The organism is Pontimicrobium aquaticum, assembly GCF_005047595.1.
Taxonomy (GTDB): Bacteria; Bacteroidota; Bacteroidia; order Flavobacteriales; family Flavobacteriaceae; genus Pontimicrobium; species Pontimicrobium aquaticum.
The window spans coordinates 395,185-419,886 of the sequence record NZ_SUPL01000002.1 but is presented as its reverse complement, the minus strand read 5'-3'; the positions used below and the strand labels follow the sequence as shown (position 1 = coordinate 419,886).

20 protein-coding genes and 1 tRNA gene are annotated in these 24,702 nt (G+C 32.6%); 9 read left to right on the top strand and 12 right to left on the bottom strand.

Translation table 11 applies throughout. From position 1 onward, the window contains the following. Positions 1-134: 134 nt before the first annotated feature. The 3 genes from rpsT to proS form a co-directional block, all read right to left on the bottom strand. Positions 135-386, bottom strand: coding sequence for a 30S ribosomal protein S20 (gene rpsT / locus E5167_RS04745; protein ID WP_136841554.1), 252 nt, complete (start codon positions 384-386; stop codon positions 135-137). Between the two features lie 23 nt (positions 387-409). Then, positions 410-481, bottom strand: a tRNA-Glu gene (locus tag E5167_RS04740). A 129-nt stretch (positions 482-610) separates the two neighbouring features. After that, on the bottom strand, positions 611-2,089 hold the full coding sequence (gene proS, locus E5167_RS04735; protein WP_136841552.1) for a proline--tRNA ligase: 1,479 nt from the start codon (positions 2,087-2,089) through the stop codon (positions 611-613). A gap of 101 nt (positions 2,090-2,190) precedes the next feature. Between proS and E5167_RS04730 the strand changes: the two genes are divergently transcribed. Together E5167_RS04730 and E5167_RS04725 are read left to right on the top strand one after the other, a co-directional pair. After that, positions 2,191-3,192: a hypothetical protein gene (locus tag E5167_RS04730; RefSeq protein WP_136841550.1), complete on the top strand. Its 1,002-nt coding sequence runs from the start codon at positions 2,191-2,193 to the stop codon at positions 3,190-3,192. 27 nt (positions 3,193-3,219) lie between these two features. Next, the gene (locus E5167_RS04725; RefSeq protein ID WP_136841548.1) at positions 3,220-4,734 is read left to right on the top strand and encodes an OmpP1/FadL family transporter; all 1,515 of its coding nucleotides are present in this window, start codon (positions 3,220-3,222) and stop codon (positions 4,732-4,734) included. Between the two features lie 53 nt (positions 4,735-4,787). On the opposite strand, the gene E5167_RS15520 is transcribed toward E5167_RS04725, so the two are convergent. Then, positions 4,788-7,367, bottom strand: a complete 2,580-nt coding sequence (locus tag E5167_RS15520; protein ID WP_239021942.1) for a T9SS type B sorting domain-containing protein — start codon at positions 7,365-7,367, stop codon at positions 4,788-4,790. A gap of 12 nt (positions 7,368-7,379) precedes the next feature. Next, positions 7,380-7,829: a hypothetical protein gene (locus E5167_RS04715; protein ID WP_136841546.1), complete on the bottom strand. Its 450-nt coding sequence runs from the start codon at positions 7,827-7,829 to the stop codon at positions 7,380-7,382. 178 nt (positions 7,830-8,007) lie between these two features. Between E5167_RS04715 and folE the strand changes: the two genes are divergently transcribed. From folE to E5167_RS04690, 5 genes are all read left to right on the top strand, one after another. Then, complete coding sequence (gene folE, locus E5167_RS04710; RefSeq protein WP_136841545.1) at positions 8,008-8,685, top strand: GTP cyclohydrolase I FolE; 678 nt, start codon at positions 8,008-8,010, stop codon at positions 8,683-8,685. Between the two features lie 36 nt (positions 8,686-8,721). Beyond that, positions 8,722-10,212, top strand: coding sequence for a cysteine--tRNA ligase (gene cysS / locus E5167_RS04705; protein ID WP_136841543.1), 1,491 nt, complete (start codon positions 8,722-8,724; stop codon positions 10,210-10,212). 2 nt (positions 10,213-10,214) lie between these two features. After that, complete coding sequence (gene yidD / locus E5167_RS04700) at positions 10,215-10,454, top strand: membrane protein insertion efficiency factor YidD (protein WP_136841540.1); 240 nt, start codon at positions 10,215-10,217, stop codon at positions 10,452-10,454. A gap of 197 nt (positions 10,455-10,651) precedes the next feature. Next, positions 10,652-11,497, top strand: a complete 846-nt coding sequence (lgt, locus tag E5167_RS04695; protein WP_136841538.1) for a prolipoprotein diacylglyceryl transferase — start codon at positions 10,652-10,654, stop codon at positions 11,495-11,497. After that, positions 11,494-11,997 carry a DUF192 domain-containing protein gene (locus E5167_RS04690; RefSeq protein ID WP_136841536.1) on the top strand — a complete coding sequence of 168 codons (504 nt, stop codon included), beginning with the start codon at positions 11,494-11,496 and terminating at the stop codon, positions 11,995-11,997. The genes lgt and E5167_RS04690 overlap by 4 nt, the downstream gene beginning before the upstream one ends. A 76-nt stretch (positions 11,998-12,073) precedes the next feature. Here the strand turns inward: E5167_RS04690 and secDF are convergent, their stop codons facing one another. Next, entirely contained in the window at positions 12,074-15,040 is a 2,967-nt protein-coding gene (gene secDF, locus E5167_RS04685; protein ID WP_136841534.1) for a protein translocase subunit SecDF, read from the bottom strand. Between the two features lie 223 nt (positions 15,041-15,263). Beyond that, a complete protein-coding gene (locus tag E5167_RS04680; protein ID WP_136841532.1) occupies positions 15,264-15,878 on the bottom strand; it encodes a hypothetical protein in 615 nt (204 codons plus the stop codon). Between the two features lie 252 nt (positions 15,879-16,130). On the opposite strand from E5167_RS04680, the gene E5167_RS04675 reads away from it, so the two are divergent. Both E5167_RS04675 and E5167_RS04670 read left to right on the top strand, forming a co-directional pair. Continuing rightward, positions 16,131-17,807, top strand: coding sequence for a formate--tetrahydrofolate ligase (locus E5167_RS04675; protein ID WP_136841530.1), 1,677 nt, complete (start codon positions 16,131-16,133; stop codon positions 17,805-17,807). Position 17,808: 1 nt separating this feature from the next. Continuing rightward, positions 17,809-18,321, top strand: a complete 513-nt coding sequence (locus E5167_RS04670; protein ID WP_136841528.1) for a GNAT family N-acetyltransferase — start codon at positions 17,809-17,811, stop codon at positions 18,319-18,321. Between the two features lie 47 nt (positions 18,322-18,368). Here the strand turns inward: E5167_RS04670 and E5167_RS04665 are convergent, their stop codons facing one another. From E5167_RS04665 to E5167_RS04645, 5 genes are all read right to left on the bottom strand, one after another. After that, the gene (locus tag E5167_RS04665; RefSeq protein WP_136841526.1) at positions 18,369-19,037 is read right to left on the bottom strand and encodes a hypothetical protein; all 669 of its coding nucleotides are present in this window, start codon (positions 19,035-19,037) and stop codon (positions 18,369-18,371) included. Positions 19,038-19,117: 80 nt separating this feature from the next. Further along, a complete protein-coding gene (gene mdh, locus E5167_RS04660) occupies positions 19,118-20,044 on the bottom strand; it encodes a malate dehydrogenase (protein ID WP_136841524.1) in 927 nt (308 codons plus the stop codon). 126 nt (positions 20,045-20,170) lie between these two features. Then, positions 20,171-21,184 (bottom strand): DUF6588 family protein, encoded by a 1,014-nt coding sequence (locus E5167_RS04655; protein ID WP_136841522.1) that lies wholly within the window; start codon positions 21,182-21,184, stop codon positions 20,171-20,173. A gap of 21 nt (positions 21,185-21,205) precedes the next feature. After that, positions 21,206-23,752 carry a TonB-dependent receptor domain-containing protein gene (locus E5167_RS04650; RefSeq protein ID WP_136841520.1) on the bottom strand — a complete coding sequence of 849 codons (2,547 nt, stop codon included), beginning with the start codon at positions 23,750-23,752 and terminating at the stop codon, positions 21,206-21,208. After that, positions 23,736-24,656, bottom strand: a complete 921-nt coding sequence (locus E5167_RS04645; RefSeq protein ID WP_136841518.1) for a FecR family protein — start codon at positions 24,654-24,656, stop codon at positions 23,736-23,738. The genes E5167_RS04650 and E5167_RS04645 overlap by 17 nt, the downstream gene beginning before the upstream one ends. Positions 24,657-24,702 lie beyond the last annotated feature (46 nt).

The window sequence follows — 24,702 nt, the reverse complement described above, 5'->3', positions numbered from 1 at the left end:
GATTAATAATTTAGTCTTTATTATTAATACAATAAGCCTTAGTTTTAAACTAAGGCTTATTTATTATTTTTTGAAAATAAAAAAGCTTCTCAAATTGAGAAGCTTTTTTAATATATATCTAATAGTTTTTTTTTCTATAAAGAAGCTACATGCTTAGCTAATCCAGATTTTAAATTAGCAGCTTTATTATTATGAATAATATTTCTTTTTGCTAATCTATCAATCATAGATACTACTGTAGGAAACAACTTCTCAGCATCCTTCTTCTTATCCATATCACGTAACTTCTTAATAGCATTACGTGTGGTTTTATGCTGATACTTATTTCTTAAGCGTTTCGCTTCGTTACTTCTAATTCTTTTTAACGCTGACTTATGATTTGCCATTTTGCTTTTTTTTTAAATCGTTGTAGCCCGTAGGGGAATCGAACCCCTCTTACCAGGATGAAAACCTGGCGTCCTAGCCGATAGACGAACGGGCCATTTAATTTGAGTTTAAATTAACTCTAAATTGTTTTCAAATAACATACAATGTTTCCATTGCGGATGCAAAAATACAACTATTTTTAAATGTTGCAACTACTTACTAATTTTTTTTAAAAAAAAATTACTTAATAGGCTTTTGCAAATAAAACTCTTTGTTTTGATGGGTTTCCTGAGTAAACACATTTACCTTCCTCTACTGTGTTGTCAATAGGAATACATCTAATAGTTGCTTTGGTTAATTCTTTAATCTTATTTTCAGTTTCTGAAGTACCATCCCAATGTGCCAAAATAAATCCTGCTTTGTTTTCTAAAACAGTTTTAAACTCATCAAAAGTATCTACTTTAGTAATATGAGCATCTCTAAAGTCTAATGCTTTTTTAAAGAGAGTTTCTTGAATTTCAGTCATCAGTTGTTCTACAGTGTCTGTTAATGTATCCAACGATACAATTTCTTTTGTAAGTGTATCTCTTCTAGCCAATTCAACAGTACCATTCTCTAAATCTTTAGGCCCAATGGCTATTCTTAAAGGCACACCTTGTAATTCATGCTGAGCAAATTTAGCTCCTGGTCTAAAAGTAGTTCTATTATCAAATTTAACAGAAACACCTTTTCCTCTTAAGTCTGACATTATCGTATTTGCAACATGAGTGATTTTTTCTAATTGCTCATCATTTCTATATATTGGAACAATTACCACCTGGTTAGGCGCTAAGCTCGGAGGCAGCACCAAACCTTTATCATCACTATGTGTCATAATTAAAGCTCCCACTAAACGGGTTGAAACTCCCCAAGATGTTGCCCAAACGTAATCTTGTTTACCTTCCTTGTTGGTGAATTTCACATCAAAAGCTTTAGCAAAATTTTGCCCCAAAAAATGCGATGTTCCAGCCTGTAAAGCTTTTCCGTCCTGCATTAATGCTTCAATACACATGGTTTCTTCAGCTCCAGCAAAACGCTCACTCTCTGTCTTTAACCCCTGAATTACTGGAATTGCCATGAAATTTTCAGCGAAATTAGCATAGACGTTGTTTATTAATTTCGTTTCTTCCCAAGCTTCTGCTTTAGTTGCGTGAGCTGTATGACCTTCTTGCCATAAAAACTCCGCAGTTCTTAAAAATAGTCGTGTACGCATTTCCCAACGCACCACATTTGCCCATTGGTTTACTAAAATAGGTAAATCTCTATATGATTGAATCCATCCTTTATAAGTATTCCAAATAATAGCTTCACTTGTAGGTCTTACAACTAGTTCTTCTTCAAGTTTTGCTTCTGGATCTACTCTAAGTTTACCCTCATTATCAGGATCATTTTGCAATCTATAATGTGTAACGACTGCACATTCTTTAGCAAACCCTTCGGCATTTTTCTCTTCGGCTTCAAACAAGCTTTTAGGCACAAAAAGTGGGAAATAAGCATTTTGATGTCCTGTTTCTTTGAACATTCTATCTAATTCTGCTTGCATTTTTTCCCAAATTGCATAACCATATGGCTTTATTACCATACATCCTCTAACTGCCGAGTTTTCAGCTAAATCGGCTTTTACAACCAATTCGTTATACCATTTTGAATAGTCTTCACTCCTATTCGTGAGATTTTTACTCATATATCTTAATTTGGCACAAAAATTGTGACTATGTTAAATAAAAAAATAGTTCGACAAAACTAACTATTTTTGTTATGTTCAACAATTTAATTTAAAGAGATATGAAATTATATAACTACTTAAATTCGAAATTACCCATAATTGGAGCATTTAGCTTATTAGTTGGACTAACTTCCTGTGGATCTTACCAATATGCAAGTTATGATGCAGATGGTATTTATGGCGAACCCGAACAACATGTTGAACATACAGTTGAATACCAAGACAATAAAGTTGAAACAAATACCGATAATTCAGCTTATTATAAAAACTACTTCAAGGAAAAAGCAGCTGAGTTAGACAATATGAATGACGATATAATCTTCACAGATATTGATGCTTATCAAGGTTCATACAATGTTGAAAACGACTCCTTAGAATATCAAGAAAATTACGCTGGTTGGGGTTACAGTGACAATATAACTGTAAATATCTACAACAGAGCTCCTTTATATAGTTCTTTTTGGTATTCTAACTACGGAGGTTGGTACAACAATTGGGATTTTGGCTTTAGTTATTATGATTATTGGTACTCACCATTTTATGTAGGCTGGAACAGACCTTACTGGCACTCTTATTACGGTTACTATGGCTATCCTTACTACTATGGTTACCCATATGGCTACAACAATTATTATTACGGAAATAGAAGCAGAAGAACTTACGCATACAATGCTAGCAGAAGAGGCTCCGTTTATTCAAACAATAATGTTAGCGGTATTACTAGACGTAGTGCCATTACAAATAGACGTAGCTCTATAAACAGCAGAGCCACAAACTTAAGAAATAATGCTACTAGAAGTAGTAGTTCTAGAGTAAACACAACAAGATCAAGTAGATCTAGAGTCAATTCACAATCAAGACCTACAAGAAGTTCTCGTGTTGGAAATAGCTCAAGTACAAGATCAAGGTCAGCAACAACTAGATCTAGCAGGTCTTCTACTTCAAGATCATCTAATAACAGCACTAGAAGATCTAATAATGTTAGCAGTAGCACTAGATCCTCTAATAGGAGTTCCACAAGAAGTAGTGGAAGAAGCAATTCATCTAGAAGAAATAATTAATAAAGATTGAAAAAGAAAAATATTAGTATGAAAAAGTTATTATTACTATTCATAGGTGTACTACCTATGTCTGCTATTTACGCTCAAGACATTTCGGATGCTGTTCGATATTCGTCTGATAATATTGAAGGAACTGCGAGATTTAAAGCCATGAGCGGTGCGTTTGGCGCTTTAGGAGGCGATATGTCTGCTGTAAGTTTAAACCCTGCTGGTTCAGCTATTTTTAATTTTAGCCACACTTCACTATCAGTTTCAAGCTATAATGGTGAAAATGCAACGACTTATTTTAATGGCGCGAACACTAATTCAACATCCGATTTCGATTTTAATCAAGCAGGTGCTGCTTTTGTATTTAATAATCGAAACAATAATAATCCTTGGAGAAAATTTGTTTTAGGATTTGCTTATGAAAAGACAAACAGTTTTGATGATGACTTTTTTGCTTCTGGAACAAGCTCTACATCTATTGATAGCTACTTTTTAGCAAATGCCCAAGGTATTAGATTAGATGAAATAGTTGCTTTGCCTGGAGAAACCATTTCTGAAGCATACAGTGATTTAGGAGCTACTTATGGTTTTGCAAATCAACAAGCTTTTTTAGGTTATGAAGCCTATATATTAGAACCAGATACAGATGATGACGATAACACACTTTACTTTTCTAATATTGCTCCAGGAAGTTTTAATCAAGAATATTCTTATGCAGCAGCTGGATATAATGGAAAATTTAGCATAAATATCGCAGCTCAGTATGATGACAATATATATTTAGGTTTAAACCTCAACTCACATTTTATAAATTACGACCGTTCTACTTTCCTATTTGAAGAAAACTCTAATGTTGGATCGTTGGTTACTGAAGTTGATTTTGAAAATAACCTTTCTACCATTGGTAACGGATTTTCTTTTCAATTAGGTGGCATTGCAAAACTTTCTAACGATGTTAGAGTAGGTCTTTCTTACGATTCTCCTACATGGTACACAATAAGTGAAGAAACTACGCAATATGTAGCTTCTGTTAGAGATGATGGAGGACCAACAACTGCCATTATAGACCCTCAAGTTATTAATGTATATCCAGATTACAAACTGCAAACACCAGCAAAAATCACAGGTAGTATTGCTCTAATTTTAAATAAACAAGGACTTATAAGCTTTGATTATTCAAGAAAAGATTATGGAAGCACAAAATTTAAACCTGAATCTGATACGTATTTTGCTTCACAGAACGCAAGTATTTCAAACAACTTAAAAGCAGCTAATACTTATAGAATTGGCGGTGAATTAAGGGAAGATAATTTTAGCTTTAGAGCTGGTTATAGATTAGAACAAAGTCCTTACAATGACACTTCTTTCTATGGAGATTTAAAAGGTTATTCACTAGGTATTGGTTATAATTTTGGAGGCACCAAATTAGATTTGGCCTACGAAAATTCTAAAAGAGACATCAATTATCAATTATATAGTGTTGGATTGACAAATGCTGCGAGAATTAATAGAGAAAATTCAAACTTTACGTTATCGTTAAGCATGAATCTATAGTACAATTATTTTAACAATTAAAGGCGCCATAGATATTATTTTATGGCGTTTTTTTATCTCTTAAGTGAAAAATGCGCACTATATTCCTTTTCAGCACCACTACTTGGCTCAATGTATTTTACTGTAAACCAATAATCTGCCGCTGGAAGATTATAACCTTTAAACGTACCATTCCAACCATTACCATTAGGACTTAATTGCTTGAGAAGTTTACCATACCTATCAAAAATAAATATTTGTGCATTTAGTTGTGCATCAATTCCAGTAATATTCCAAGTATCGTTATAACCATCACCATTAGGTGTAAAGAATTTTGGATAATCCATAACTGTTACAGTATCACTGGCAAATCCACAGCCGTTTTTGTCTCTAACAGTTATTAAATGTTCTCCTAAAGATACATTTTCAAAAATATTATCGTCTTGCCATAGACCGTTGTCCAAACTATATTCATAATTTCCATTTCCTAAAGCCTCTACCTCAATAATATGATTATTAGCAAATGCTTGAGACGTTACCGTTGTGGTTATAACTGGTGGTTCGCTTTCAAAAACTATTGTATTGGCAATACGTTGGCAATTTGTAGTTGTGTTAGTTACTGTAACACTATAATCCCCTGATTGAGCTGCTAAATAACTTGAATTAATAGCTCCTGGTATAATTGCATTGTTTAAACGCCATTCAAAAGAGTAATTTACAGTAGATAACCCTGTGTCTATTAATGGTAATCCTACAATTTCGGTTCCATTGGTATTTACACAAATCACATAACTATCATCTAACGTAAAATCAGAATTTGACAAAACATTCAAAGTTATGTCAGTCAAAGCAATACAGCCAGTATTAATATCGGTAACTTTAATAAATAAAAGTCTCGATTCACTCATATATGCGGTTGCTGGATCAATAGGGATATTATTGTTTACATCACCATCGGATTCAAAATATTGAACTACTAAGTTTGGATTACCTCCTTTAATCTCATCATCCTTAGATCTAAGATTAAAAAGGGCCTCCCCATTAAATACGCTACATTCAATTAAAGGTGTAGGTCGTACTACTATAACTTCTGGAAATACCTCAACACACACTTGTTCTGTATATTCACATCCAAAATCATCCACAACTCTATAAGTATAGCAATGAGTGCCAGCTGTTGTAGGTTGAACAGTAATTGTATTACCAACTGTATTTGTTATTGAAGGAGGGGCTGCATCCCAGCCCTGAGTTGGATAAGAAGGTGTAAATGCATAATCTGATGCTAACAACGATTCATCAAAATTTAAAGACCAACTAAAAATAGTGCCATCGTCAACAGCTATATGATCAATAATCTCTAAAGTCCACTGTCCATCTATAGGCGTTCCTACAAAGTTATTAAAATCTCCAACTGGCAAATAGGTCCCTGAATCTACAGTTAAAGCTGTAGTTGGCATACCTGATTGTACCAGTGGACCATTTTCTAATATAACTGCCCCAGACATTGAAAAACAATATTCCCATCCTTGTCCTGGTCCAGTACCATCTGTTACGATAGGGTTTCCTAGTTGCAAACCTATTTGACTTCCTCCTGCTTCACCGTACAACAACACTCTTTGCCCATTAGGGCTTATAGCTGTGATCTCCAAATCACCTATATAGGTATGCTCCATAACAATACAAATACTCTCTAATTGCGCAACATCTGTTAAATTTTGAGATTGAAAACAATTTAAGTCCAAGGTTGATGTAAAGGTCACTCCTTGTACATCTCCAAGCGCTGTCTCTTCGCCACCATTAGCACAATCAGCTATTTGCGTCACTGGTGTTACCACACCGCTAATAGTTGTAGATTCCCCTAAACATAAAGTATCATCAGCAGCTTCAGTTCCGGTAAAATCTGGTGTTGATGACACATATACAAACATAGATTCTTTATTTGTACTTGTACAACCTTGCGGGTTAACATCTGTTATAACAAGGCTCACTTCAAAAATACCTTCATCGTTAAATGCATAATTAGTAGAAAAAGTATCATTTATTAAAGCACCTGTGAATGATGTTCCATCTCCTATAAATAATTCATATGATGCTCCTACTCCACTAACAGAAAACACACCGCTTCCATTAAACGTTACTTGATCTCCCTGGCATATTCTTACAATACCATCTGGATCTGGAGCTGGTACTGTAGCATCGATGCTTGCTGTTATTGTTTGACAGGGCTGAAAACATGATATTTCTGCTTCCCAACCTGCGCTTGTATTGATAGCATCACTAACAAATTCTATAGTTAAACAACCACTTGGATTAGGCATTGTAGATGCTATAGCAGCAGTTACTAATCCAGGGCTTGTTGCACTAAATGTTCCTATGACATCAAAAGTTGTATCAGGACCATTGTAAATGGTCATAAAATCGGCATTTGCTTCTAAATTAAAAGATGCAAAATTTAATTGTGCCTGTGATCCTACTACATCTGGGCAAATTGTATGCGTAATAGTTTCGTTATTTGCGTAGTTACCTGTACTACCTCCAGAATCGTAAAAAGTTCCTGAACATGTAACTGTAGTAATACCATCTGTCATGTCCACTACTTGAGCAAATACTGATAATGAACAAAAAATAGAACATAGAAAAAGTAACTTTTTCATCATGAGGGAAACTTAATTTTGGTGTTGGGACTTAATTATAATATAATAATTTGTGTTATCTACCCTAAATACTTGGGTTTGTTTTGCATAAAAATCAAAACTGTATTTAAGCGGGTTAAATGTGGCCTTATCAAATAACTCTCTTTTTAAAGAGCTGTTGTATTTATTAAATAATGGCACTTGCGATAACAACTTATAATCTTTTTTAAAACTAGATAAATCTACTATTTTAACTCTATTTCTAAGAATATTCTTAATACTTTTTAAACGCTGTGGGTTATCTAAAATATTCATTTTCAAATGCTCTCCGTAAACTTCAGTTAGCATGTCTTTCTCAGCTCCATTTAGAGGTGTTTTTATATTCTCATTAAAAACTATGGTTTTAGACCCTGACTGTGCATTAACGGTTAAAGTTAAACTAGATATAAATAAAATGTAGAAAAAAAGTAATGTTTTACGCATTTACTCGTCAATTTTAATAGATGATGAAAAAGTAAGCAATATTTGATAAATAAAACGTTCTAACCGTCGAAATTATTACATATTTCGTCCAGAATTAATACTTTGTTAATTCAATAGTTAAAATTTAGGAAATGCTTACCTTTGTGCCCTGTTTAATTTGTTTTAGATAACAGTAATTATGAAAATAGAAAGAGAAATTGAAGATTTTGATTCATTAGGAGATAATCATGTTGGAACCTCTTCAAACACACCTTTAAGAGCTGATGCTTTTAAATTAACGAAAGAAGAAAAAATTGATATCATCAAAGATGATGTTAGACACATTATGGAAACCCTTGGTCTTGACCTTACAGATGATAGCCTTCAAGGAACACCAAATCGTGTGGCAAAAATGTTTGTTTCAGAAATTTTTGGTGGTTTAGATCCCCAAAAAAAGCCTAATGCATCTACATTTGAAAATAAGTACAAATACGGCGAAATGCTTGTTGAAAAAAACATTACTGTCTATTCAACTTGTGAGCATCATCTATTACCTATAGTTGGTAAAGCTCATGTTGCCTATATTTCTAACGGAACCGTTGTTGGTTTATCTAAAATGAATAGAATTGTAGATTATTTTGCTAAGCGACCACAAGTACAGGAGCGTTTAACCATTCAAATAGTTGAAGAACTTCAAAAAGTATTAAATACTAAAGATGTAGCCTGTGTTATAGACGCAAAACATTTATGTGTAAACTCAAGAGGAATAAGAGACACTGAGAGTAGCACTGTTACAAGTGAATTTGGGGGTAAGTTTAAAGAGAAAGAAACCAAAAGAGAATTTCTAGATTATATTAAGTTAGACACTCAGTTTTAATATCGCTCAAGATCAACCAAATCCTATCTAATCAACATGCAGCTTTATAAAAATCAAGAATTAAAAATTTATAACTCATTAACGAGTAAAAAAGAAGTTTTCAACCCCATAAACGAAGGACACGTAGGCATGTATGTATGTGGCCCAACGGTATATAGCAACGTGCATTTAGGAAATGTACGAACCTTTATGTCGTTTGATATGATATTCCGCTATTTAAAGCATTTAGGATATAAAGTTCGCTATGTTAGAAATATTACTGATGCAGGTCACCTTACTGATGATGCAGATTCTGGTGAAGATAAAATTGCAAAAAAAGCACGTTTAGAACAAATAGAACCAATGGAAGTAGTACAAATGTACACCATCGATTTTCATAATATTCTAAACAAATTTAATTTTCTACCTCCAAGTATTGAACCCACAGCTACAGGACATATTATTGAGCAAATTGAGATTATAAAAGAAATTCTTGATAAAGGTTTTGCGTATGAAGTTAATGGGTCAGTATATTTTGATGTACATAAGTTTAACGAAAGTCATGAATACGGTAAATTAAGTGGTCGTAATCTTGAAGACTTAGTACATAACAGTAGAGCACTTGATGGACAATCTGACAAAAAAAATCCGCAAGACTTTGCTCTCTGGAAAAAAGCAGAACCACAACACATAATGCGTTGGCCTTCACCTTGGAGTGATGGTTTCCCAGGTTGGCATCTTGAATGTACAGCCATGAGTACTAAATATTTAGGCGAACAATTTGATATTCATGGAGGTGGTATGGATTTAAAATTCCCTCACCACGAATGTGAAATTGCTCAAGCAGAAGCTTGCAACAACCAAAGTCCAGTAAATGTTTGGATGCATGCCAATATGCTAAAAATGAATGGACAAAAAATGGCTAAAAGTACAGGAAACTCAATTAACCCTGGTGAATTACTTTCTGGAGATAATGACATTTTAAGTAAAGCATACAGCCCAAGTGCAATTCGTTTTTTTATGATGCAATCCTCTTACAGAAGTATTCTTGACTTAACTGATGATGGATTGTTAGCAGCTGAAAAAGCCTACAGAAAGCTTATGGAAGCTATAAATTCACTTCCAAATTTAAAAGTATCAAACAACAGTACAACCGATTTTGATGTTGCATCATGGAAACAGCAATGTTATGATGCTATGAACGATGATTTTAACACACCTATTTTAATAGCTGAGCTTTTTAGCGCAATAAAATTTATTAATCAGATAAAAGATGGAAAAGCTACTATTTCTCAAGAAGATTTTAATACTTTAACCAATACATTACATGTTTTTGTATTTGATGTTCTTGGGTTACTCAATATTACTGAAAACAATGATAGTGGTTCCGATAAATTATCAGACACCGTTCAACTTCTTATAAACATGAGAGCTGAAGCTAGAGCTAATAAAGATTTTGCTTTATCAGATAAAATTAGAGATGAATTAGCAGCAATAGGTATTCAATTAAAAGATGGTAAAGACGGAACAACGTTTTCGACTAATTAATCATGCTAAAAAAAATCCTCATTGTGCCGTTTGTTTTTTTAGTTAGAATCTATCAAACTGTAATATCCCCTTTAACCCCAGCCACTTGTAGATATCAACCTACTTGCTCGCATTACACAGTTGAAGCCTTAAAAAAACATGGATTGTTTTATGGAGGTAAATTAGCCATTAAAAGAATTTTTAGTTGTCATCCTTGGGGAGGAAGCGGTTATGACCCTGTTCCTGAAAAGGATGACAATTAAAAATTGCCCACGCACCAGCTCGCATATTCACTAAAATGTACACCGTACATTTTCTCTTTCGCTCTGTAGCCTTGGGAAGGAAGCGGTTACGACCCTGTTCCTGAGAAAGTTGATAAAAAAATAATATCTACACTTTATTACGCATTAAATATTTCATTTCATTTGCATATATTTACCTATCAAACTTTGATTAATATATGCACGCACTACAGATTGTCTGGGATCCTGCCTCAGAAGGTATAAATATATTTGGTGATTTTAAAATACATTATTATAGTTTAATGTGGATGGCAGCCTTTATTTTAGGCTGGTACATCATGAAAAAAATCTACAAACACGAAAACCAAACTGAAGAGAAATTAGACTCCCTTTTCATCTATTCTGTATTAGGGATTATGATTGGTGCACGTGTTGGTCATGTGGTATTCTATCAATCTGAACTTATTTTTGAAGATCCTTTAAGTATCTTTTTACCGTTTAAATTTGCTGGAGGATTTGAGTTTACTGGGTTTCGTGGCTTAGCAAGTCATGGTGCTGCAATTGGTATGATTATATCCATGTACTTGTATAATAAAAAAATACTTAAAAAGTCTGTTATCTGGATATTAGACCGTGTAGTTGTTCCTGTTGCGTTAGGAGCTATTTTTGTAAGAGTTGGAAATTTTTTTAATTCTGAAATGATTGGAAAACCTGCTGATGAAACCCTTCCTTGGGCCATTGTGTTTAAAAAATTAGACAATGTCGCTAGACACCCAGGACAGCTTTATGAAGCTTTTGGATATATATTTGTATTTCTAACTTTATGGATATTCTACTGGAAAACGAAAAAAAGCAACCAAACAGGCTTTCTTTTTGGCTTATTCCTAGTAATGCTTTGGACGGTACGTATTATCGTTGAATATTTTAAAGAACCACAAAGCGGCGAAGATTTAGCAGCTTTCTTTGGAAATGTACTAAATAACGGTCAACTATTAAGTATTCCTTTTATACTAATTGGGCTATATTTTATGTTTTTATATAAACCTAAAGTAAATAAAGCATGAAGTTAAATAAGTTAACTAAATCCTTAATTGTATTAGCATTAAGCTCCTTATTATTACTAATCGTCTCATGTAAAGAAGACAAAAAAATAATTACACCTACCAAAGTGACCTTTAAAAAAGAAGGTGAATTAAGTTTAATTAAAGCCGAAAACGATTCGGTAATTGCAATGTTTGATATTGAAATTGCAGATAATGAATATGAAACTCAAACTGGTTTAATGAATCGTAAATCGATGAAAGATAGCAACGCAATGCTATTTATTTTTCCAGATATGCAAATGCGAGCTTTTTACATGAAAAACACATTAATCCCCTTAGATATTATTTACCTAGATAACAATAAAACTATTGTAAGTATTCAGGAAAATGCAAAACCACTAGATGAATCTTCATTACCTTCTGGCTCTCCTGCTCAATATGTCCTTGAAATTAATGGTGGTTTATCACAAAAATTAAATATTCAAGTTGGTGATAAAATGACCTTTTTGAAATTAGATTAAAATCTAACTCATATAAACTAAAAAGCCTTTCTATTACAAAAGGCTTTTTAGTTATATTATATAATACTAAAAGAAATTATTTCTTCTCTTTATTTTCTTTTTTTATAGTGTCAAACATCACTGGAGTTGCAATAAATACCGATGAATAAGTACCAACAATAACACCAACCATTAAAGCAAATAATAAGTCCCTTAAAGACTCAGCCCCAAAAACAAACATTGCTAATAATACGACTAAGGTAGTTAAAGAGGTATTTAACGTTCTACTCAATGTACTATTTAATGACGTATTAACAGTTTTTTCAAAATCCCAGCTTGTATGCTCATTTAAGAATTCTCTAATTCTATCAAACACTACCACAGTATCATTTAACGAATACCCTATTACTGTTAAGATGGCGGCAATAAACGCTTGGTCAATTTCCATACTAAATGGCATAAAACGCCAAGTAATAGAATAAATTCCTAGTACAATTAACACGTCATGGAATACAGCAGCTACTGCTCCTAAAGAGAATTGCCATTTTTTGAAACGTAACAAGATATATAAGAATACTACTATTAACGAGCCTAGAATAGCCCAAATAGATGATTTTTTGATATCATCAGCAATGGTTGGACTAACTTTCCCAGAATACATAATACCAACATTATTATCACTATCAGCAAAATCGTTATAATTAAGTCCATCAGGTAAGAAAGACACTAATGACTCGTATAATTTACTTTTTACTTCTGCATCAACTTCTGTTGAGTTTTCGTTAATTTTATATTTTGTAGAAATTTTTAATTGATTAGCACTTCCAATAGTTTTCACCTCTGCACTACCAAATGTAGCAACCACAGCATCTTTTACTTCTTCAGTATTTACATCTTGTGCAAAACGAACCGTATAGGTTCTTCCTCCAACAAAATCAATACCTTCATCTAATCCTGTAGTGAATAAGGATGCTAAGCCAGCAATAATAATAACCCCAGAAATAACATATGACATTTTACGTTTCTTTAAGAAATTAATATTAATGTTTCTAAATAATCCTTTAGTAAGTTTTGTAGAAAAATCTAATTTTCCTCCTTTATTTACATACCAATCAATTAATAATCTAGTAATAAATATGGCTGTAAATAAAGACGTAACAATACCTATTAATAATGTAGTAGCAAAGCCTTTAATAGGTCCCGTACCAAATACAAATAAGATTAATGCTGTTAAACCTGTTGTAATGTTGGCATCTAAAATTGATGATAAAGCATTACTAAATCCATCTTTAATAGCTTCTTTTTGCCCCTTACCTTTAACAAGTTCTTCTCTTACACGCTCGTAAATAAGTACGTTTGCATCTACTGCAATACCTATAGTTAATACGATACCCGCAATTCCTGGAAGCGTTAATACAGCTCCTAGACCAGCTAAAATACCAAACACTAAAACAATATTTAGTAATAACGCAATATCTGAAAAGATACCTGACTTACCATAATAGAAAATCATCCAGATTAACACTAATGCTAAAGCAATCATAAACGATTTCATTCCACTATCAATAGCTTCTTGACCTAATGATGGCCCTACAGTTTCAGCTTGAACAATCTCAGCTGAAGCTGGTAGTTTACCTGCTCTTAAAACATTTGCTAAATCGATCGCTTCATTTAAAGTAAATGACCCTGAAATTTCAGAGTTTCCACCAGAAATTGGTCCTGTCGTAACTCCAGGAGCAGAATACACAATGTTATCTAAAACAATAGCTATCTGGCTTCTTTGGTTAAACGCTCTTCCTGTCATTTCTTCCCAAGTCTTAGATCCACTCGCATTCATTTGCATGCTTACAGTAGGCTGACCTGTTGGTGAATAAGATTGACGAGCATCTACAACAACAGCTCCACTTAATTCAGGTGCATTTTCTCTATTTCCTTTTAAAGCATAAAGCTCTACAAACTCACTATTTTTAGGCTGTATTCCCCAAACAAACTCTGCATAACGTTGTTCAACAGGCAATAATGCTCTAACTTCTCTTTTATTTAAATATTCTAATACTGTTTCTTTGTCTTTAGCTTCAAACATAGCTAATACAGGCAAACCTGTTTGACCTGGTGCTCTAATTAAATCAAATAATGGCCCTAAGGTTGCAACTTCTGTAGAATCTGTAGAAGTTTCTCCTAATAAATCATCAATTGTACTTTCTTCTTCATCTTGCGATTCAACTTCATCTGTTTGGGGCTTCGCATCAACTAAATCTTTTAAGACTTCGTTTGCTTGATTTAAAAATCCTCCCAATTCTTCAGCTTTATAAACATCCCAGAATTCTAATTGTGCTGTCGTTGTAATTAACTCAGTAGCACGTTCTTTATCTTTAACTCCTGGTAATTCTACCAAAATACGTCCAGAATTTCCTAAACGTTGAATGTTTGGTTGTGTTACACCAAATTGGTCGATACGTTTACGTAATACCTCAAATGCTGATACAATAGATTCATCAACCTTGTTTCTTAATATAGGTTTCACTTCATCGTCTGTCATGTTAAACGTGATTTCGTCACTTAAATCACGGTTTGCAAAAATATCTGGAGATGCTAATTTAGTATCGCCTTTAATTGCATCAAACGCCACAAAGAAGTCTTCTAAATAAGTATTCTGGCTATTTTTTTGTAGTTCTTCAGCATCATTTAATGCTTTATTAAATACAGGATCTTTACTCTTGTTTGCAAGTCCTTTTAAGATGTCGTCAACTTGAATTTGAAGAATAACACTTATACCTCCTTTAAGGTCTAAACCAAGGTTCATTGCTTTTTCTTTAACCTCGGTATAAGTATATTGTGCAACACCAATGTTAAATACTTCTAAGTTATTTAGCGAATCTAAATACCTTGTTTCTTCTAAACTTCTTTTAGCATCGTATTCAACTTCTGTTTCAGCAATCTTACTTATTGCTGCTTCCTTTGCATTGCTTTCAATTTGGTTGGCTTTAAAAGTAAATGATAACTGATAAATACTTACCAAACCAAATAAAAGTGCAAATAATTTTACTAATCCTTTGTTTTGCATTATTAAATTGTTTTTTGGTCAAACTATTCCTGATTTTCAGAAGGAGCAAATATAATTTTTACTCGTAATTTGACAATTAATATTTGGGTTTATATTGTTTATTAAAAAAAGCTTTCCGATCATATACAAAAAGCATGTATTATTTGTGCAATTAAAAATTTCGAACTCAATAATTGACTTTAAATCTTGAAGTGACAGGAAATACTTAGTCTAAATTAATGTATTATCCTAAAATATAAGGTCCAGCCCTAACCTCTGGAATTTTATGAGAGTTACAACTAAATACAAATCTATTTTGGTTATAGAACTTGTAGGTTGTTGTTTCATTTTGTTTATGATAGGCGAAAGTACTCGATACTTTGTTAGCAAAAGAATTGGTTTCTAAATTTTGCTTATAATCTCCCTTAGAAGATGATGAAGTACCAATACCTCGAATATTCAAATCATTATCAGAAACTGTTTCAATTTCATATACATCAAAATTAAACGAAGTCTTAGACTCTTCTGTAGGTACTCGTGAAGAATGTTCTTCATTAAGAGAAATCTTACCAGAATTCAATAAAATTTGCTCTATGTCTGAAACTTTAGAAATACTGTGATAAGTAATATTAAACCCATCATTATCAAACCTGGTAACTTTAATATTAGAAACACCTACTGCTTCCAACTGACTTTTTATACCTGAAATAGCGTCTTCTACCTCATCGTAATTTATAGTATTGTTTGTAAAGTACAATACTATTTCCTGATTAGGCTTAGATATATGTTGTTGAGTTACAACTCCGCTTAAAAAAGCCAGAATTACAACAAAACCAATTATATACCATTTTTTATTCATGCGCCAAATATATGATTTACCTAAAGATTTGACAATATAATTGAGATTTTTATACAAAAAAAAAGAATGTTACCGATGGAAATAAAAATATGTCCGACGAAATAAAAATTCTAAGAATCTAATCGAAAATTTTTATCATTTTAACTATTTTTATTGCTGCTTACTTTTTACAAAGTAAAATTTAAGCGACCTAATGCTTATTAACTGTAAATTAATTACATTGAACCTCTTTTAAAATTAAACTAACAACCTATGGCGCATTTAACAGATATTGAAATCGCTCAAGCAAACGATATTAATCACATTAAAAACATTGCAAAAAAATTAGATATTTCGGAAGATGACTTAGACCTTTATGGCAAGTATAAAGCGAAACTTCCTTTACATCTTATTGACGAGAATAAAATTAAAACCAATAATTTAGTATTGGTTACAGCAATTACACCAACTCCTGCTGGAGAAGGAAAAACAACAGTTTCTATTGGCTTAACAGAAGGGTTAAATAAAGTAGGAAAGCAAGCTACTGTTGTTTTGCGCGAACCCTCACTTGGTCCTGTTTTTGGAATAAAAGGAGGTGCTGCTGGTGGTGGTTACTCGCAAGTAGTGCCAATGGAAGATATAAATTTGCATTTTACTGGAGATTTTAATGCCGTTGAAAAAGCTAATAATTTGTTATCTGCTTTAATTGATAATAATATACAAAGTAAAACGCAAAACTTAAACATCGACCCTCGTACTATTTTGTGGAAACGCGTTATAGATATGAACGATCGTGCATTACGCCAAATTACTATTGGCCTTGGGGGAACGGCGAATGGTATCCCTCGTGAAGATGGGTTTAACATTACACCTGCATCAGAAGTTATGGCAATTTTATGTATGGCTACCGATTTTGAAGACTTAAAGAAACGTTTAGGAGATATTTTTATTGGATTTACCTTTGACAGAAAACCAATCTTTGCCAGAGATTTAAAAGCCGAAAATGCGATGGCAATTTTACTAAAAGAAGCTATTAAACCTAACTTAGTTCAAACCTTAGAAGAAAACCCTGCGATTATTCATGGTGGCCCTTTTGCCAATATTGCACAAGGAACCAATACAATTATTGCGACTAAAATGGGATTATCACTATCTAATTATGTAGTGACCGAAGCTGGTTTTGGAGCAGATTTAGGTGCAGAAAAATTCTTAAACATTAAATCGGCTTACGCTGGTTTAAACCCAAAGTGTGTTGTTTTAGTTGCTACTGTTAGAGCATTGCGTCATCATGGAGGAGCACAAAAAGAAGATTATAATACGCCTAACCTAGATGCTGTAAAAGACGGATTCAAAAATCTAGAAAAACATATTGAAAATATTAGAAAATATAATATTGAGCCAGTAGTTGCTATCAATGCTTTTGTATCAGACTCGGAAAAAGAAATTGATTACATTAAAACAACTTGTGAAAGTTTAGGTGTTCAAGCTGTATTATCTGAAGGTTGGGAAAAAGGAGGCGAAGGAACAAAAGACCTTGCCAATGCAGTGATAAATGTAGTTGAAAATAAAGCCACACAGTATAAGCCTTTATACGACTGGAAAAGCCCAGTAAAGGAAAAAATTGAAACTATAGCTAAAGAAATATATGGCGCTGATGGCGTGATTTATGATAAAAAAGCCGAATTAAACCTACGCAGAATTGATCGTTTAGGCTTTAATGATTTTGCAATTTGTATGGCAAAAACCCAGAAATCTTTTTCAGACGACGATAAGCTTATTGGAAGGCCAACTGGCTTTAAAGTAACCGTTCGCGAAATAGAAATTGCTGCTGGTGCACAATTTATTATTCCTATTCTTGGTAAAATGATGCGTATGCCTGGGTTACCAGCTATTCCTGCATCTGAAGGCATGACCATTGACAAAGAAGGTGTAATTTCAGGACTATCATAAAATGCACAAAATAAGAGAAGCTAAACCAGAGGAATATTCTCAATTGGGAAAATTAATGGTATTAGTTTACTCACAATTAAAAGGGTTTCCAAAACAAGATGAAATTCCTAGTTACTATCATGTACTTAAAAATGTAGGTGAGTTTACAAAACAACCAAAAGTTAAACTGTTTGTTGCAATTTCTAAGCAAGGGAAGGTTGATGGAGGTTTAGTGTATTTTGGTGACATAAGTTATTATGGCGCTGGAGGAAAAGCAACCGCTAACCAAAAAGCTGCAGCTTTTAGATTATTAGCCATAAATCCGGAAACAAGAGGAAAAGGCTTAGGTAAATTACTAATTAATACTTGTATCAATCAAGCAAAAAAAGAAGGTCACAAACATCTTGTTATACACTCAACCAAATCCATGATGCTAGCTTGGAAAATGTATGAACGTATGGGGTTTAGTCGATTCTCAGAAATAGATTTTGAGCAAGACAATGTTTCTGTTTATGGGTCTAGATTTGAAATATAAATAAAAAACCAGCCAAAAGGCTGGTTTTTTATTAAAGTAATTTCTTTTTAGTTTTTAATTTCAGGTTGCGTCATTTCTTCGTAACCTTCTGGTACAACCATACTAAATTTATCAGCAGCAACTGCATTTTTATTGATTTTAGTTACTTCACTTGTAATAGTTATATTCATGCCCATTTGCGACATATTAACCGTTAAATACATAGGAAATCCTTTAAGTTCTTTACTAAAAGCAGATGTTTGTTGAGAATATGCATTGATAGCTTCAGTGGTATATAGTTCCATTTCCATTGTTTGTCCTTGTACTTCGGCTGTTAAAAAGTATTGCTGACACTTATATCCTAATATTGTCTTGGTTTTATCTCCTTTTTTTACAGTAACTTTACTTGGATCTACTTGCGAATCATTAACAGAGCCTTTCATATATTTTTTCCCCAACATTGGGTTATCCATATATGTAATCATTTCTCCTGATTCACCATCTGCAACAACTACAACATCACCTGTCATTGAGCTAGAAACTTCTGTTCTAGATTTTTCGCCTTTAAAATAGGTAGTTGTTTTAGTATCACCCATCATTGAAATCTGTGCATTCATTTGCTCATTATCACTTGTCATTTTTTGAGTTATCACAAGCATTCCTTCATTTATTTTACTTTGAGAAAACCCTGCAAAACTTAATGTAAGTGCAACTACTAATACTAGTATTTTTTTCATATTTAATTTTTTATTAATAAAAAAGATTGTTTCACAAATGTATGAAACAATCTTTTCAATATTCTACTTTTAATATACTATTATATGTCTAACAAGCTGTTAGTCTTTTTAACACCTTCTGCACTTTCTTGCATATGCTCTTTTTCAGCGTCGCTTAAATCTATTTCGACGATTTTTTCAATACCGTTTTTTCCTAAAATTACTGGCACACCTATACATAAATCACTTAATCCATATTCACCATCTAACAATGTTGAGCAAGGAAACATTTTTTGTTGGTCACAAGCGATGGCTTGTACTAAACCAGACACTGCAGCTCCTGGTGCATACCAAGCAGATGTTCCTAATAATTTGGTAAGTGTTGCGCCTCCAACTTTAGTATCTTCTTTTACTTGATCTAAACGTTCGGCAGATAAGAATTCTGTTACTTTTACGCTATTTCTAGTTGCGTGAGCGGTTAATGGCACCATACCTTTATCGCTATGACCTCCAATTACCATTCCGTCAACATCGCTAATAGGAGCTCCTAATGCTTCAGCTAATCTATATTTAAAACGAGCTGAGTCTAAAGCACCTCCCATTCCAATAATTCTATGTTTTGGTAAGCCAGTTGCTTTATGAGCTAAATATGTCATTGTATCCATTGGGTTGCTCACAACTATTAAAATAGTGTTTGGAGAATGCTCAATTAAACTAGAAGCTACTGTTTTTACAATACCTGCGTTAATACCTATTAATTCTTCGCGAGTCATTCCTGGTTTACGAGGAATGCCTGAAGTAATTACACAAATATCACTATTGGCTGTTTTTGAATAATCTCCTGTAGTTCCTGTTATTTTTGTATCGAACCCATTTAATGAAGCTGTTTGCATTAAGTCCATTGCTTTTCCTTCGGCATACCCTTCTTTAATGTCTAATAAAACGACTTCTGATGCAAAATTTTTAATAGCTATATATTCGGCACAACTAGCACCTACAGCTCCTGCTCCTACTACTGTTACTTTCATTTTTTCTTTTCTTAATTTTAAGTTTGTATTGTGTTGTTTTAAAGACTGCAAAATTACGAATAAATATGCTGTAAATAAAAAAGCACCCAAATTAAATAAGGTGCCTTTAAAATAAAAAAACTTTTTTTAGAACGAAAAGTTGATTCCTAATGAGGCACTGTCAAACTCAGCAAAAGTATAATCGGCATTTAGTGCAAAGAAGCCTAACTTCAAATTAGCTCCTAAGCTTGTTCTTACACCTTTTACATCTTGCTTAATTGAAAAAGGGTCTACTATTTCATCAGCAAACACAACTCCATTGGAAACTCTATAAGTTCCTAACAAGTTGGTTGTCGATTTTCCGCTTACATATCCTAAACCTCCATAAAAATTTATCATCTTTAACTTAGTTCCTACAACTAGCTGATATAGCATCGTGTTTACAATAGTTTCTATTTGTTGATTTTCACCATCTACAATTCCTGTGTCTGTAAAATCGTAACTCCCGTTTAAACGCGTATAAGCTACCACTCCTGAAACAGCTACTGGAAAAACTTTTTCAGCTGGTAACCACCTAGTAAACTCCTGTTGTATGCCTACACCATATAAACCAATATTAGCATCTTCGATATTTACTTTAGGAAAAAATCTTCCTTTAATTTCTGTTCCTTTAAAAGGTGAAAAACTAGCTTGTAAATATGCCGTTGGTATTAAGCTTATATTTGTAGCTCCAATACCTGTTGGCAAAGTAACTTCTACTTCTTGCTCTCCAAAAATAGGATCGTTATACGTTACAAATACCGAAACATCTGGGTCGTTATGACCTAAAGATGTTGCTACTGTTTTTGAAGGACTATTATCTGAAAACCTTATGTTTTCATAGTCTGACACATTCATTGTAAATGATTTCTTTTCATCTTTAATAAATGAGCCATTTGCAAGTATTGAAAATTCTAATTTAAAACGTTTGGATGTGGTTGCTTTATTAAACCACCCATTGTTAATCCCGAAAGCTAATCCTTCGGAAGATGGAGCGATATAATAGGTTGTAAATGTTTTAGCGTCTTTAACACCAGCTGCTAAAAGCTCATCTATATTTTCTTGTGCATTTAATAAAAACATTGTCATAAATAACAATGCAAAAAGTGATAGGTTTTTCATAATTATAATACATTTGGGTTTCTAAAATTTCACTCTTAAACTTACATTAGGAGTTATTTTTAATGATAGGTTATCTATTTGAATTGTTTTATTAGAGTTATTTGGATCTACTTTGTAATACCTATTAATAGTATTTTTTTGATTTGTAAGATTAATAATTCCAGCTCTTAATATTGCAGGTGTTTTAGTGGATATATTAAAGTTATAGCTTAACGATACATCCAATCTCTTGAAACTTTCAAGGTTCTCATTATTAGGTGTATCGTAATTAACAAAGGTGTTATTTCTATCTTGTACTGTTTCATTACCCTCAACAGGCCTAGTAAAAGGTTGTCCTGAACGCCAAATACCACCGATTGATAGCTTTAAATTTTCTAACACGTTATAGTTTACTGCCATAGAAACGGAGTGTCTTATATCGGCATTATTTGGGAATACCATTGGTGTAAAGTTTTCAAACTTATAATCATTAATACTGTACGTATAACTTACCCATGCACTATAATTGTTAGTTGTTTTATTAGCTAAAAACTCAATGCCCTTTACTTTATAATTTCCTGTAGCACTTAGGTATTGAAAATTATTGTAAAAACCTTGATTACTTGCTGTAATACCTTCTACCTTTTTATAAAATCCTGTAACATCAATATTCAAATTATTTTCACTGTACTCTACTCCAAAAGACCCTTGTTTACTAGTTGAAATTGGTATGCTTTGCTCGTTAGCTAAAATCCAGCGTCTATTTTCTACGCCTAAAAAGTCATCTTGAAAATCTACTATTTGCGTAGCAGACTGATTTTTAAATTCACCTTCTAATTTTAAAGCCAAACCTTTCCCTACTTTTTGTCTAATATTAATTCTAGGCTCTACTATAAGCTTACTGAATTTTTGAAAGTAATTAAGGCGTACTCCCACTCTAGCATAAGTGCTTCCTTTATGATATTCAGCTTCAGTATATAAAGCATGGTTTAACAATACATCTTTCTTAGTTCTTTCATATGAAGGTGCTGTTACAGTTGTTTCATTTAAAATACCAGTTTCATTAAATTGATAGCCATTTAGCAAGGTTAAATAATTATTTACTTTATAAAATGAGTTTAGTTTTAATCCTGTTTCCAATACTTCATTTGCTTGAGTTAAAAGCTGATCAGTTTCAACTCTAAAATCGGATGCATCAACATTATATTGCGAGTAATAACTAACTAAATTAGTTGAAAAATTATTAGACCATTGTGCATTCCAATTACCTCCAAACCCTAAGTTATCTTGAGACAAACTACTTTCTTTTGTGTTGGTTTTGTTAAAATTATCTGTAATACTTTCAGAATAATCTAATTCATTTTTTATACCAATAAAATTTGCTCTAAAGGAATGCTTATCGTTTAAATCAAATAACAACTTAGCTGTATAATCGTAAAACACAAAATTGGAAGAAGTATCACTGTTTTCAATAGTTTCTGAATTAGTATTAATATCGCTATCTTGAAAACTTCTATCAAAATAGTTTTCATATGTTAGGGTACTAAATGCATCAGTAAAAGATCGCCTACCAGAAACATGCAACTCTAATTGCTTTGTAATAGGGATTTCCAAAAAAGCGTCGCCACTTATTAAATTTATACCTGCGCCTCCAGAAAATTTCTTCGTCAAATTATCATTGGTAAACATGCTTATTGTACTTGATACGCCATCGCTATACTGACTACTAGTACCATTTTTAGTAACAATAACTTTGCTTGTTACATTCGGATTATAGGCTGAAATTAACCCAAAAAAATGTCCTGAGTGATACATTTTTATATGATCCCATAACATTAAATTTTGATCATTTGTTCCTCCTCTTACATTAATATTTGCTATACTCTCATTAGTACTTTCGATGCCTGGTAATGCTTGTATGGATTGTAACACATCTGGTTCGGTAAGCCCTGGAAGAATCCCAAATTTTTTAGTATTCAACACAGTACTTCCATCAATATTTTTTTGTAATCCGGTTGTTAAAAACTTGGTTATTAATATTTGGTTTAACTCTAAGTTAGCTTCTTCCAACAGAATTGTACTACATGAATTATCTTTTGCAAATAAGTCTTTCGCGGAGAATTCTTGAGATTTATATCCCAAATAAGAAATTAGAATACGTGCATTAGCTGAAACATTTTCTAAATTAAAACTGCCATTTTCGTTAGCAATTGTTCCTTTGTCTGTGTTTAATACAACTATTGAAGCTCCAAAAAGTGCATCGTTATTTGAATTTCCAGTTACAATACCACAAATAGAAATTGTTTTATTTAATATAGATACCGTAATGTATCTATCATTTAAGAGTTCAAAATTTAATAGCGTATTCTTATTTAGGTAACTTATAATTTCGGTAATGGTTAGTGAATTGCTTGGTGCTTCAATGAAAATATTTTTCACATCATTAACTGAGTAAGAAAACTTAACATTATAGTTTTTCTCAACAATGTTCATGATTTGAGATAAGGCTTTTTTTTCTTGAATTTGTCCGTAACCCAAAAAGCTAGTTAATAACAATACATAAATTACAAGCCTACTTTGTTCCATCATAATTATAAAACGTCACGTTATTTCTATCTATTTCATAACTCAATTTTAATGGTACTGTTACAGATTGTAATGCTATATTTTTATCGTTGTGTGTAAATGTTCCTGTGAAAAGTTTAGCAGTATCTACATCATTATCTATCGTTATTTTTATTTGATATTGTCTTTCAAGCTCTTGAATAACTTGAGACAAAGGCACTTCGGTAAAACTAGACTCAGAATCTATCCACGAAGGTGATAATTTGTTAAAATCTTCAATCTCTTTTATGTCTCCATTAATTATTCTAAACGTTTTTCCTTTTGAAAGCTTCACCTTAGTGTTATTATAAGTTACACCAACTAAACCTTCGTAACATTGTACCTCAAAATAATTATCTCTCTCTTTTACATTAAATTGTGTTCCTAACACTTGTACCGAACCAACATCGGTATGTACTGTAAATTTTTGTCCTTTACTCACTTTAAAAAAGGCTTCACCATCAAGCTCTAAATCTCGAGAAGTTTTCCATTTCTTTTTATTGTAATGTAATGTTGAAGCTGCATTTAAAATGACTTCAGATTCATCAGGAAGACTAAATGTTTTTGTTTGTGCTAAATCTGTATTAATTGATACATTATTATTGAAAAATACAAAATAAGATACACTCAGCATAAGTATAACTATTGCAGCTACTCTATAAATAGTTTGAAAGTTTAGTTTTCTAACTTTTACTTCTTTTTTAACAGCATGTTTGTTCTTAAAATCTAGTAATGCTTGTTCTACATCAATTTTAGGTGCTTGCATAAACGAGCTATAGTGAGCTATTTTTTTTAGTGTATCAAAGTCTTCAGATTGTTTTAAATCTTCAACTTCCTTCTCAGAAAGCTCGTTATTAAACCATTTTAATATGTTTTTTTCTTCTTTCATTTTTAACACGTACAACTTTAAGACAACTATATTTTAATTTACCCTA

Bases quoted from the DNA above. Each gene is read 5' to 3' on its own strand.
- rpsT (WP_136841554.1), bottom strand. From the start codon at position 386: ATGGCAAATCATAAGTCAGCGTTAAAAAGAATTAGAAGTAACGAAGCG.
- proS (WP_136841552.1), bottom strand. From the start codon at position 2,089: ATGAGTAAAAATCTCACGAATAGGAGTGAAGACTATTCAAAATGGTAT.
- E5167_RS04730 (WP_136841550.1), top strand. From the start codon at position 2,191: ATGAAATTATATAACTACTTAAATTCGAAATTACCCATAATTGGAGCA.
- E5167_RS04725 (WP_136841548.1), top strand. From the start codon at position 3,220: ATGAAAAAGTTATTATTACTATTCATAGGTGTACTACCTATGTCTGCT.
- E5167_RS15520 (WP_239021942.1), bottom strand. From the start codon at position 7,367: ATGAAAAAGTTACTTTTTCTATGTTCTATTTTTTGTTCATTATCAGTA.
- E5167_RS04715 (WP_136841546.1), bottom strand. From the start codon at position 7,829: ATGCGTAAAACATTACTTTTTTTCTACATTTTATTTATATCTAGTTTA.
- folE (WP_136841545.1), top strand. From the start codon at position 8,008: ATGAAAATAGAAAGAGAAATTGAAGATTTTGATTCATTAGGAGATAAT.
- cysS (WP_136841543.1), top strand. From the start codon at position 8,722: ATGCAGCTTTATAAAAATCAAGAATTAAAAATTTATAACTCATTAACG.
- yidD (WP_136841540.1), top strand. From the start codon at position 10,215: ATGCTAAAAAAAATCCTCATTGTGCCGTTTGTTTTTTTAGTTAGAATC.
- lgt (WP_136841538.1), top strand. From the start codon at position 10,652: ATGCACGCACTACAGATTGTCTGGGATCCTGCCTCAGAAGGTATAAAT.
- E5167_RS04690 (WP_136841536.1), top strand. From the start codon at position 11,494: ATGAAGTTAAATAAGTTAACTAAATCCTTAATTGTATTAGCATTAAGC.
- secDF (WP_136841534.1), bottom strand. From the start codon at position 15,040: ATGCAAAACAAAGGATTAGTAAAATTATTTGCACTTTTATTTGGTTTG.
- E5167_RS04680 (WP_136841532.1), bottom strand. From the start codon at position 15,878: ATGAATAAAAAATGGTATATAATTGGTTTTGTTGTAATTCTGGCTTTT.
- E5167_RS04675 (WP_136841530.1), top strand. From the start codon at position 16,131: ATGGCGCATTTAACAGATATTGAAATCGCTCAAGCAAACGATATTAAT.
- E5167_RS04670 (WP_136841528.1), top strand. From the start codon at position 17,809: ATGCACAAAATAAGAGAAGCTAAACCAGAGGAATATTCTCAATTGGGA.
- E5167_RS04665 (WP_136841526.1), bottom strand. From the start codon at position 19,037: ATGAAAAAAATACTAGTATTAGTAGTTGCACTTACATTAAGTTTTGCA.
- mdh (WP_136841524.1), bottom strand. From the start codon at position 20,044: ATGAAAGTAACAGTAGTAGGAGCAGGAGCTGTAGGTGCTAGTTGTGCC.
- E5167_RS04655 (WP_136841522.1), bottom strand. From the start codon at position 21,184: ATGAAAAACCTATCACTTTTTGCATTGTTATTTATGACAATGTTTTTA.
- E5167_RS04650 (WP_136841520.1), bottom strand. From the start codon at position 23,752: ATGATGGAACAAAGTAGGCTTGTAATTTATGTATTGTTATTAACTAGC.
- E5167_RS04645 (WP_136841518.1), bottom strand. From the start codon at position 24,656: ATGAAAGAAGAAAAAAACATATTAAAATGGTTTAATAACGAGCTTTCT.